Here is a 10,838-nt window from a genome sequence, read left to right as displayed (position 1 = left end):
GGAAACCGCACCGACAGTAGCAGGACCGGTCAATCAGTCTTCCGGGTGGTACGCGCACGGCCGCCACCTGCGCGGACCGACCTTCTGCTTGACCTGGTGACAACTATGCGTAACCATTACTCTGAGTATTCGACTCGAGGAGTCCCCTCCCCGGTCCTCCGGCCGGGCAGGGGCGATGAAACGGAGAACCACCAGATGGGCGATTACGCCAAGGCGCTCGGGGCCAAGCTCCGCGGGATCCGCCAGCAGCAAGGCCTGTCCCTGCACGGGGTCGAGCAGAAGTCCGGCGGACGCTGGAAGGCCGTCGTGGTCGGCTCGTACGAGCGCGGCGACCGGGCGGTCACCGTCCAGAAGCTGGCCGAGCTGGCGGACTTCTACGGCGTGCCGGTGGTCGAACTGCTGCCGGAGGGCCGGGTCCCCTCGGGAGCCGAGCCCGCCACGAAGATTGTGATCAACCTGGAGCGGCTCCAGCAGCTCCCCGCGGAGAAGGTCGGCCCGCTCGCCCGGTACGCGGCCACGATCCAGAGCCAGCGCGGCGACTACAACGGCAAGGTGCTCTCCATCCGCACCGAGGACCTGCGCTCGCTCGCCATCATCTACGACATGACCCCCGGCGAGCTGACCGAGCAGCTCATCGACTGGGGCGTCCTCCCGCCGGAAGCCCGTCCGTCCAAAGAGGACTGAGCACTGATGGCGGCAGCGGCCGTGCACGACGCGGCGGGCTTCCCGCACCCGGGGAACCGGGAACGCCCGCCGCGCTTCGGGTGAGGCTTCGCCCGCCGGATTCCGCCTTGTTCCGCCGCGTCGACCTCGGGTGATCCAGGTTGCCCGCGAGCTGCTTCGCCTCGCCGCGCGAAGCACCCGGCAACCGGTATTCCGCCGCGCCGAGAATGCGCTCCCTCGGATTGCGGCACATTTCCCGGCCTGGGCCGCGGACTGTTTCCTCACCCGGCCGCTTCCCGCTCCGACCCCTCGGGTTTCGAGCGGATTCCCTTGCCTGGCTTGCAGTTCGGCCGAAACCGCGTCCCGCGCCAGCGCGATCGCGCCGCGGAAATATCCTGCGGTTTCACGGCCTGCTTAGCGATTCCCGTCGCACGGCACCGGTTTCCCGGCTGATCGCGATTCCGCTGCCGGGCTCTCCCCCGCGGATTGCTCACTCACCGCAGCGATTCCGAAGGACCGCCGCCCGGAACTCACCGGATCGGCGCGGAACCGCCCGGGTCCGCGCCGCCGCGAATGGCGCCCGCCGCCCGGTTCCGATTCCGCTCGGTGATCAATTTTCGCTCTCGCCGTCCCTCGCGGAGCCGCTGCGGCCCGGCGGTGACCCGATCAGGCAGCGGCCAATCAGGTGGCCGTTTCCCCCAGCCGGGTTACCTCCGACTACCGGGCCGCCGGGCTACAGCACCGCGCGCAGGCGGTCGGCGATCGTGCCGATGCGGCCGAGCACGCCGTTGACGAACCGGGGCGAATCGTCCGTCGAAAGTTCCTTCGCGAGGCCGACCGCTTCGTCGATCGCGACCGCGTCGGGGACGTCCGCCGACCACAGCATCTCGTACACGCCGACGCGCAGGACCGCCAAGTCGACCGGCGGCATCCGCTCCAGGGTCCAGCCCTGCGAGTGCTCCGCGAGGAGTTCGTCGATCCGCTCGCGGTGGGCGGTGACGCCCTCCACGACGGTGATCGTGTAGTCCGCGACCGGGTCGACCTCGACCGCGCCGACCCGGTCGGCCAGCAGCGTGACCGGGTCAGCGGACCGCTGGGCGGCCTCGTACAGCATCTCGACCGCGCGCCGGCGGGCCTGCCGCCTGCTGATCGCGCCGCCGCGGTTCGGGTGCGGGGGAAGCTTGTCCGCCATCAGCTGGAGACGCGGCCGAGGTAACGGCCGTCGCGGGTGTCGACCTTGATCTTCTCGCCGGTCGAGAGGAACAGCGGGACCTGGATCTCGGCGCCGGTCTCGAGCGTCGCGGGCTTGGTGCCGCCGGTGGAGCGGTCGCCCTGCAGGCCCGGGTCGGTGTGCTGGATGACGAGCTCGACCGAGGTCGGCAGCTCGACGTACAGCGGCTCGTTCTCGTGCACCGCGACCTGCACCTCGGTGTTCTCGAGCATGTAGTTCGCGTTGTCGCCGACGGTCTCGGCGGGCACGGTGATCTGGTCGTAGGTGTCGCCGTCCATGAAGACGAAGTCCGCGCCGTCCTTGTACAGGTACGTCATGTTCCGGCGGTCGACCGTGGCCGTCTCGACCTTCGTGCCCGCGTTGAAGGTCTTGTCGACGACCTTGCCGGTCAGCACGTGCTTGAGCGTGGTGCGCACGAACGCGCCGCCCTTGCCCGGCTTGACGTGCTGGAACGCGGTGACGCTCCACAGCTGGCCGTCCAGGTTGAGGACGAGTCCGTTCTTCAGGTCGTTGGTGGTGGCCACGAGTCTTCAGGTCTCCTGTGTTCGATCTCTTCGGCCGCGGCCGTCAGACGGCCACGAGGTCCTTGGTGCTCAGGGTGAGGAGTTCGGGTCCGGAGTCCCGCACGACGAGCGTGTCCTCGATGCGCACGCCACCGCGCCCCGCGAGGTACACGCCGGGCTCGACGGTGACCGCCATACCGGCGGACAGTGTACCGACGCCCGCCGCGGCGAGACTCGGTGCCTCATGCACTTCCAGCCCGACGCCGTGGCCGAGACCGTGCGCGAACTGCTCTCCGTACCCGGCGTCGGCGATCACCGAGCGGGCCGCGGCGTCCACTTCGGACACCACAGCGCCGGGCCGGACAGCTTCGACGCCCGCCGCCTGCGCGCGGTGCACGAGGTCGTAGATCTCGCGCTGCCAGTCGGCGGGTTCGCCGAGGACGACCATGCGGGTCATGTCCGAGTGGTAGCCGTCGACCGTGGCGCCGAAGTCGAATTTCACGAAGTCGCCGCGGCGCAGTTCGGCCCCGGTCGGGCGGTGGTGCGGGATCGCCGAGTTCGGCCCGGCGGCGACGATCGATTCGAACGAGATCCCGGACGAACCGTGCTCCAGCATCCGGTTCTCCAGGTCGCGGGCCACTTCCAGCTCGGTCCGGCCCGGCCGCACTCCGCCGGCCTCGATCAGGGCGGCGAGCGCGCGGTCGGCGGCGGCACACGCGGCGCGCAGGGCGGCGATCTCGACCTCGTCCTTGACCACCCGCAGCTGCTCGACCAACCCAGGGGTGCGGATCAGCTCGACCCGGTCGAAGCGCACCTTGAGGTTCTCGTGCTCCTCGACGCTCACGTGCTGGCTCTCGAACCCGGTCGGGCCGTAGCCCTGCTCCGCCGCGTGCGCCGCGAGCGCGCGGGCGCTGGCGCGGTCGAGCACGCGCCGCAGGTCGGGCACCTCCGATTCCGACTGGGCCGTGTAGCGCCCGTCGGTGCAGAACACGGTCTTCGCGTCGCCGTCCGCGTGCAGCAGCAGCGCGGCGTTCGACCCGGTGAACCCGGTCAGGTAGCGGATGTTGAGCAGATCGGTGACCAGCAGCGCTTCGACCCCGTTGTCGGGGAGCAGGGCGGCGAGCGCGGCGCGGCGGCGAGCGTGGTTTTCCGGCACCCGGCCAGCTTAACCAGCGGCTTCCGGGCCTCGTTCCGGCCGCGTTCGAGGACGGCCTACTGGCGGTTGACTTCGGCGCGCCTACACTCCGTCCATGCTGGGTGCCTGGTTGACGCGCGGGCTGGTCATGGCGGTCGTGCACGCCGCCGCGATGACGCTGCTCGCCAAGTGGTCCGTGTTCCACCCGACCGGCCAGACGCTGTTCACGTCGCTCACCATCGCCGTGCTGGTCGGCGTGGCGGCGCTGTGGAGCGCGATCGACGGCTGGCGCGGCCTGCGCGACAGAGGGCGCGCGTGGTTCATCGCCTCCCTGGTCGCGGGCGTGGGCTCGGGCATCCTGTACGTGATCGGGCGGGCGATTTTCGTCGACCAGACCGGCGTTTCCGAGCTGGGGGCCGCGCTCACCGGCGGGGCGGCGTTCTCCGCGCTGCTGGTGCTGGTGCCCGCCGGGCTCGGGTTGTTCGTCGGCGGCCGGATGCGGCGTCCGGCGGCGGATTCCGCCGAAGATCCCGGCGAGCCGGAGCCGGACGACGAGGACGAAGACGGTGCCGGCAGCCGTTCCGGCGAACTCCAACTCCCGCCGAGTCCGACCCCGCGGACCGCTCCGAAGCCTTCGCCGGTCAGCCGCCCAGCGGCAAACCGCGCGCGGCGGCGTCCCACTGTCGCGGGTCGATCTCCTGCACCCCGGAACCGTTGAGGTCCACGATCGTCGTGTCCGGCAGGCCGTAAAGCTGCCCGTCGAGAACCATGCCGTAGCCGCGGCCGTACGCGTGCACGACGGTCGCCCCCGAACGCAGGCGCGTTTTCACCGGTACTTCCGGCGCCTGCGGCAGCGGCCGGTCGACCAGTTCCCCGGCGAGCACCGCGGCGACTGAACGCCGGTCGATCCGGATGCGCTCGCCGCGGCGGTAGAGGTCGATCATGCGGTCCGGGGACGGCATCGCGACGCCGTCGAAGGTCGCCGTGGTGCGCGAGGGGGTCGAGCAACCGCCCGCGCCTTTCACGTCGAGCCCGAAGTGCTGGAGCCCGGTCGGCGCGCCCGCCGGGCCGATCTCGGTCGCGCGCACGACGTCCAGCGAAACCAGGTCGCACGGGTCGCTGACCGACGTCGGCGCGTGCCCGTCGGGACGGCGGACGAGGCCGGGGCCTTCCTTCCACGCGCCCGGGAGCACGACCGGCTGGTACGGCTGCATGGTGAAATCGCGGTCCCAGAAGGTGATCGTGGTGCCGTCGGCGGTTTCGTGCGCGATGGCGAAGGCGTCGAGCGCGCCGACCCACTCCAGGTCGACGCTGAACGCGTCGACCACCGAACGGGTCCGCGGCGCGGCGGTCGTCGCGGTGGGCTCGAAACCCTTCTCCCCCAACGCTTCCACGCCCTCGCGGAACGCCGGGTCGTGCGCCCGGACCACGAACTGCCCGGCCCCGTTCCAGCCCGCCGCGCGGCCGGTGGTGTCGGTGAACATCAGGTAGTACCAGCCGTCGAGGAAGACCACCGAAGGCTGGCCGGCGCCGTAGACGTTGTCGCGGTGGACGTCGTGGGACGCGCCGAGAATCGGCTGGCCGCCGTTCGAACGGGTCCAGTGGATGCCGTCCGGGCTGGTGGCCATGCCGATCGCGTTGCCGAGCGCGTGGTCGCCGGCCGCGCCGGTGTAGTACATGAAGTACGTGCCGCCGACGCGCAGCACGGACGGATCGCAGGTGTGCATGCCGTCGAAATTGCCGGGCGAGCCGGACAGCACCGCCGGGGGCGCGCCGCCACCCGGCCCGGTGAACGGTCCGTCGGCCGAGGGACCCTCGGCGTAGAGGATGTCGTCCCCCGGCGGCGGGGCGCTGCTGTACTGGCTGCACCACCAGATCCGGGTGCGGCCGTTCTCGACCATCACGGTGGGCCCGTAGTTGTAGGACGCGTCCACGGCCCCCGCGGCCACGACGCCGGCGCTCTGCCTGCTGGCTCCCGTGGCAAGCGCGACGTCCGCCGCCCGAGGCGGTTCCTTGGGCGCTTGCGGCGCTCCGCCCGCGATCCCGCCGTGCCCGGTGCCCTCGGCCTGCGGCTGGGCCGACGTCTGACTGCACCCGGAAACGAGGGAACCGGCGATCAGCAGCGAGAGCAGCTGACGCACGGGTCGCCGACCCCCACGACGAAACGGGTGCATGATCGCCGAGTGTAGCGACAACGACACCGGATGGGTGAACCACGTCGCGCATCGGCCGGTCGGACGGCGGGTTTGCTCGAGGCTTGCTTTTCGGCCGCTCTGGGGCGCGATTGGTGGGGTGGAAACGGGTTGTGCTGCCGGATCTGGCTTTGCCGGAGGTGCTGTGCGGCGCGAACTCAGGACGAGGCATCGCGAACCCGCACGATGGGAGTCCGACGACGGAACGCGCGACCCCGCACCCGCCCCGCCACGATTTCCGTCGCCTGCTCAGGGCTGGGTGCGCGCAATCCACCGCACGGCGAGACCGATCCGATCGCGACCTCGGAAAGCACGCCTGCTGCCGGTTGCTCGGCCGCAGGCGCTGTTCACGCCGACGCGTGCCCCCGCCCATCGGAAACCGCGCGACGGCGCATCTGCGTCTGCCCCGCCGCGGGCGGCTTCCGGCCGCCAGCTCAGGACTGGTTCGCGGCGATCCACCGCAACGCGAGACCGTAACCCTCCACGCCGAGACCGAGGATCACCCCGGTCGCGATGTCGGAAAGCACGCTGCGGTGCCGGAATTCCTCGCGCTTGTGCACGTTGCTGATGTGCAGCTCGATCAGCGGCGCGGTGAGCTGGGAGGCGGCGTCGCGGACGGCGATCGAGTAGTGCGTCCACGCGCCGGCGTTCAGCACGACCGGCGCGCCCGCGTCGGCGGCCTCGTGCAGCCAGCCGACCATCTCGCCCTCGTGGTCGGTCTGCCGGACCTCGACGTCGAGACCCAGCTCCTGGCCGGTGGCGACGCAGAGTCGCGCGAGGTCGTCGTGCGTGGTGGAGCCGTAGACAGCCGGCTCGCGTTTGCCCAGGCGGCCGAGGTTGGGGCCGTTGAACACGAACGTCTTCACAGCAGCACGCTCCCGCCGTTTTCCGGGGCCTCGGCCGCGATCGCCGAGTACGCGGCGGCAAGCAGCGACGGGTCGGGGCCTTCCAGCCGCCCGGGTTTGCCGAGTCCGTCGAGGACGACGAAGCGCAGCACGCCGGAGCGGGTTTTCTTGTCGCCCTTCATGGTTTCCAGCAGCTGCGGCAGCGCGTCGGGGGCGTAGGTGGTGGGCAGGCCGATCAGCTTGAGCACGGAGGCGTGCCGGTCGGCGGTGGCGTCGTCGAGGCGTCCGGCGAGCCGGGCCAGTTCCGCCGCGAACACCAGGCCGACGCTGACCGCCGCGCCGTGCCGCCAGCGGTAGCGCTCGCGGCGTTCGATGGCGTGGCCGAGGGTGTGGCCGTAGTTGAGGATTTCGCGCAGGTCGGACTCGCGCAGGTCGGCCGCGACGACGTCGGCCTTCACCTGGATCGAGCGGCGGACGAGTTCGGCGAGCACGTCGCCCGCCGGGTCGAGCGCGTGCTCCGGGTCGGCCTCGATCAGTTCGAGGATCCGCGGGTCGGCGATGAAACCGGTCTTGACGATCTCGGCCATCCCGGCGACGAGTTCGTTGCGCGGCAAGGATTCCAGCGTCGCGAGGTCGACCAGGACGGCGGACGGCTCGTGGAAGACGCCGACGAGGTTCTTGCCCGCCTCGGTGTTGATGCCGGTCTTGCCGCCGACGGCCGCGTCGACCATGCCGAGCAGCGTCGTCGGGACGTTCACCAGCCGGACGCCGCGCATCCAGGTGCCCGCGACGAACCCGGCGAGGTCGGTGACCGCGCCGCCGCCGAGCGCGACGACCACGCCGCGCCGGTCCAGCCCGATCCGGCCGAGGACCTCCCAGCAGAAGCTGGCGACCGAGAAGGCCTTGCCGTCCTCGGCGTCGGGAATCTCGACGCGGTGCGCGTCGAGCCCGGCCGCGGCCAGCTCGTCGCGGACGGCCTCGGCGGTGGCGGTGAGCGTCGGCGGGTGGATCAGCGCGACCTTCGACGCGTCGGCGAGCTGCTCGGTGAGTTCGCCGAGCAGGCCGCGCCCGACGAGCACGTCGTACGGCTGCGCGGTGGCGACCCGGATCCGGACGGGCGGGGTGGCGGACACGGTTCTCCTCACTGCCCCCGGACCCGGCGGTCCTGGAGCTGGTTCGCGGTCCGTGAGGGGAACCCTGAGGGACTCAGAGTCCCTCAGGGTTCCCCTCACGGACTTGAGCTGGCGCGGGCGGCCGGTGGCGGGTCACGGTTCGCGGACCCGGTCGGGTTCGAGGGCGGCGACCGCGGCCGCGACGACCTCTTCGGGCGTTCGCTTGTCGGTTTCGATCTCGACGGTCGCCACCTCGCGGTACACCGGCAGCCGCTGGTCGAGCAGGGCTTTGAAGGTGGCGCGCGGGTTGATGCCGGCGAGCAGCGGGCGGGCGCTGGACATCCCGGTGCGCTGCACGCCGGCGGCGAGGCCGACGTTCAGGAAAACCACCGTGTGGCCCTGGAGCCGCGCGCGGGTTCCCGGGGTGAGCGGGGCGCCGCCGCCGAGGGAGAGGACTCCGTCGTGTTCGGCGAGGGCCGCGGCGACCGCTTCCTCCTCGAGCGCGCGGAACGCCGGTTCGCCGTCGTCGGCGAAGATGTCCGAGATGGCGCGTCCGGCGCGGGCGACGATGTCGTCGTCGGTGTCGCGGAAGGTCACCCCGAGCGCGGCGGCCAGCAGCGGGCCGACCGTGCTCTTGCCGGAGCCCGGCGGTCCGATGACGACCGCGCGCGGACTCACCAGCGCTCCTCGAGCGCCTTCAAGTACGCCTGCGCGTTGCGCTTGGTCTCGGCCAGCGAGTCGCCGCCGAACTTCTCCAGCGCCGCGTCCGCGACGACCAGCGCCACGACCGATTCCAGCACCACGCCCGCGCGCGGCACGGCGCACACGTCGGAGCGCTGGTGGATCGCGACGGCGGGCTCGCCGGTCCGCACGTCCACTGTGGACAGTGCCTTGGGCACGGTCGAGATCGGCTTCATCGCGACGCGCACCCGCAGCGGTTCGCCGTTGGTGATGCCGCCCTCGAGCCCGCCCGCGCGGTTCGACCGGCGCGTGACGCCGACCGGTCCGGTGCCGCGGTCGATCTCGTCGTGCGCCTGGCTGCCCCAGCGGCGGGCGGTGGTGAAGCCGTCGCCGACCTCGACGCCCTTCATCGCCTGCACGCCCATGAGCGCGCCGGCGAGCCGCGCGTCGAGCCGCCGGTCCCAGTGCACGTGCGAGCCGAGACCCGGCGGCAGTCCGTAGACGATCACCTCGATGACGCCGCCGACGGTGTCGCCGGCCTTCCGCACCGCGTCGACCTCGGCGACCATCGCCTCGGTCCCCTCGGCGGAGAACGCCCGCACCGGGCTCTCGTCGATCGCCGCGAGGTCGCCCGGCTGCGGAAGCGGGCCGTCGGGAGCGTCCGCGCCGCCGATCGAGACGACGTGGCTCAGCACCTCGGCCCCGAGCAGCTGCCGCAGGAAGTTCCGCGCGACCGTGCCGAGCGCGGTCCGCGAGGCGGTCTCGCGGGCGCTGGCGCGCTCCAGGACGGGACGGGCCTCGTCGAAGCCGTACTTCTGCATGCCGGGAAGGTCGGCGTGCCCCGGGCGGGGCCGGGTCAGCGGCTCGTTGCGGGCGAGCCCGGCGAGTGCGGCCTCGTCGACCGGATCGGCCGCCATGACCTTCTCCCACTTGGGCCACTCGGCGTTCTCGATCTGGACGGCGATCGGCCCGCCCTGGGTGACCCCGTGCCGGACCCCGCCGAGGAACTGGACCTGGTCGGTCTCGAAGCCCATCCGAGGGCTGCGGCCGAACCCGAGCCGGCGCCGCGCGAGCTGCGCGGAAAGGTCCGAGGTCGTCACCTCCACCCCGGCAGGCAGCCCTTCGAGCACAGCGGCGAGGGCGGGTCCGTGCGATTCTCCAGCGGTGATCCAGCGCAGCACCGGCCAATCCTGTCACGGCCGGTCCGAGCGCCGGGCAGAGCCCCTGGCCTCAGGCGATGCCCGTTCCAGCCGCTGGGAAGACGGCGCACGCCCAGGTGGCCAGAACGAGGCCCGGGCCGTAGGGGACGCGGAGGGGTCCGGCGCGGATCCGGGGCCGGGCGGGCTCGGGCGGCGAGGGGGTCGCGGCGTCGTCGTTCGGCGAAGGTGGATGGGCGAAGTCGGTCGGTGTTGACGACTGGGCTGGGCTCGGGAGTTCGGGTGTGCGGGCGAGGCTGGGTGGAGAGGGAGTGACCGCCGGGCCGGTCGGCTGGGCGGAGGCAGTCAGCTCAGCGGGGTTGGCCGGAGCGAATGGCTTAGCAGGGTCCGCCGCCGGTCCGGGCACAAGACCTCCGGCGATGTCAGTCGGCACGGCCGAACCGGCCACCCCAGCAAGATCCTCGGCAACGAGCAACTGAGCAGCATCTGTGGGGCCAGCAGCAGAGTGAGCTGCGTCGGTCGGCGTGGATGGCTGAGCGAGCGCGAGGGGCCGGGAGTCGGGTTGATTTGGCGTGGGTTCGTGAAGTCCTCCTTCTGCTTCCGAGCGTGGTAAGCGCCCGACGGACGAGCGGGCTGAAGCTCGCAGCTCGCGCATCTGACGAATCCGGCGCATCAGCCACATCGGCACCACAGCCGTGAGGCTGACCATCGCCGCCAGGACCGCCGCCACCGCGGGGGCCAGTCCGCCGACCGCGCCCAGGACCGCACCGAAAGACCCGGCCAGTTTCACGTCTCCGGGGCCGAGGCCGCCCGCCGACAAGCGGTGGACGATCAGGTGCGTTCCGCCGAACAGCAGGCAGCCCAGGACGGCTCCGGCGGCCAACCGCCAGCCTCCGCCGCTGGCTGCGGCGAGGGTGAGCGTCAGGGCGACGACCGGGTAGGCGGGCAGGGTGAGGACGTCCGGGAGGCGGCGGTGCCGGACGTCCGCCAAGGCGAGCGGCACGCCGAGCACCGAGACCAGCCACGCCACGGGCAGCCACCAAGCGGGGAACGCGCCCGCGTCGGCACGGGACGCGGCCACGGCGACTGCCGCCAGGGCGGTGGCCATGCCGAGCACGGCCGAGACCGGGGCACCGGCCTTCTTCGTCATCACCAGCAGCACGGGGACCACCGCCCCGGCTGCGAGCACTGCTGTCAGAACCATGCGACCAGCCTGTCGCCAAGGCCTGGACCAGGGCAAACGAATCAGTGCGCGAGGAGACCCCTCGCGCACGACACGCCGGAAGGTTCACTCGACGGAGGCACCATCAGCCGCGGGA

Annotated in this window: 11 protein-coding genes; 2 read left to right on the top strand and 9 right to left on the bottom strand. The window is 72.0% G+C overall.

What is annotated here, in order from left to right:
* The first annotated feature begins 195 nt into the window (after positions 1–195).
* Positions 196–684, top strand: a complete 489-nt coding sequence (locus tag CU254_RS11460) for a transcriptional regulator (protein WP_003096372.1) — start codon at positions 196–198, stop codon at positions 682–684.
* 712 nt (positions 685–1,396) lie between these two features.
* Here CU254_RS11460 and nusB read toward each other — a convergent pair.
* Genes nusB through CU254_RS11445 form a run of 3 tightly spaced genes read right to left on the bottom strand, consistent with a single transcriptional unit; the run spans position 1,397 to position 3,553 of the window.
* Positions 1,397–1,855 (bottom strand): transcription antitermination factor NusB, encoded by a 459-nt coding sequence (gene nusB / locus CU254_RS11455; protein ID WP_009075787.1) that lies wholly within the window; start codon positions 1,853–1,855, stop codon positions 1,397–1,399.
* Entirely contained in the window at positions 1,855–2,418 is a 564-nt protein-coding gene (gene efp / locus CU254_RS11450) for an elongation factor P (RefSeq protein WP_009075786.1), read from the bottom strand. Before efp ends, nusB begins: the two co-directional genes overlap by 1 nt.
* A 43-nt stretch (positions 2,419–2,461) precedes the next feature.
* Entirely contained in the window at positions 2,462–3,553 is a 1,092-nt protein-coding gene (locus CU254_RS11445; RefSeq protein WP_009075784.1) for a Xaa-Pro peptidase family protein, read from the bottom strand.
* A 94-nt stretch (positions 3,554–3,647) separates the two neighbouring features.
* On the opposite strand from CU254_RS11445, the gene CU254_RS11440 reads away from it, so the two are divergent.
* Complete coding sequence (locus CU254_RS11440; protein WP_009075782.1) at positions 3,648–4,250, top strand: B-4DMT family transporter; 603 nt, start codon at positions 3,648–3,650, stop codon at positions 4,248–4,250.
* Here CU254_RS11440 and CU254_RS11435 read toward each other — a convergent pair.
* From CU254_RS11435 to CU254_RS43620, 6 genes are all read right to left on the bottom strand, one after another.
* Positions 4,174–5,664, bottom strand: a complete 1,491-nt coding sequence (locus tag CU254_RS11435; protein WP_037716924.1) for a beta-xylosidase — start codon at positions 5,662–5,664, stop codon at positions 4,174–4,176. The two genes, CU254_RS11440 and CU254_RS11435, sit on opposite strands and share 77 nt — an antisense overlap.
* A 494-nt stretch (positions 5,665–6,158) precedes the next feature.
* Positions 6,159–6,590 (bottom strand): type II 3-dehydroquinate dehydratase, encoded by a 432-nt coding sequence (aroQ, locus tag CU254_RS11430; protein ID WP_009075779.1) that lies wholly within the window; start codon positions 6,588–6,590, stop codon positions 6,159–6,161.
* A complete protein-coding gene (gene aroB, locus CU254_RS11425; protein ID WP_009075777.1) occupies positions 6,587–7,702 on the bottom strand; it encodes a 3-dehydroquinate synthase in 1,116 nt (371 codons plus the stop codon). Before aroB ends, aroQ begins: the two co-directional genes overlap by 4 nt.
* Before the next feature lie 132 nt (positions 7,703–7,834).
* Positions 7,835–8,359: a shikimate kinase gene (locus CU254_RS11420; RefSeq protein ID WP_009075775.1), complete on the bottom strand. Its 525-nt coding sequence runs from the start codon at positions 8,357–8,359 to the stop codon at positions 7,835–7,837.
* Positions 8,356–9,543, bottom strand: a complete 1,188-nt coding sequence (gene aroC / locus CU254_RS11415) for a chorismate synthase (protein WP_009075773.1) — start codon at positions 9,541–9,543, stop codon at positions 8,356–8,358. The genes CU254_RS11420 and aroC overlap by 4 nt, the downstream gene beginning before the upstream one ends.
* A gap of 49 nt (positions 9,544–9,592) precedes the next feature.
* The gene (locus CU254_RS43620) at positions 9,593–10,723 is read right to left on the bottom strand and encodes an A24 family peptidase (protein ID WP_009075771.1); all 1,131 of its coding nucleotides are present in this window, start codon (positions 10,721–10,723) and stop codon (positions 9,593–9,595) included.
* Positions 10,724–10,838: the final 115 nt, after the last annotated feature.

Source organism: Amycolatopsis sp. AA4 (genome assembly GCF_002796545.1).
Lineage (GTDB): Bacteria > Actinomycetota > Actinomycetes > Mycobacteriales > Pseudonocardiaceae > Amycolatopsis.
Note: the sequence above shows the minus strand (reverse complement) of the source record. Positions and strands in the feature narration are given on the sequence as shown.

Bases quoted from the DNA above. Each gene is read 5' to 3' on its own strand.
- CU254_RS11460 (WP_003096372.1), top strand. From the start codon at position 196: ATGGGCGATTACGCCAAGGCGCTCGGGGCCAAGCTCCGCGGGATCCGC.
- nusB (WP_009075787.1), bottom strand. From the start codon at position 1,855: ATGGCGGACAAGCTTCCCCCGCACCCGAACCGCGGCGGCGCGATCAGC.
- CU254_RS11440 (WP_009075782.1), top strand. From the start codon at position 3,648: ATGCTGGGTGCCTGGTTGACGCGCGGGCTGGTCATGGCGGTCGTGCAC.
- CU254_RS43620 (WP_009075771.1), bottom strand. From the start codon at position 10,723: ATGGTTCTGACAGCAGTGCTCGCAGCCGGGGCGGTGGTCCCCGTGCTG.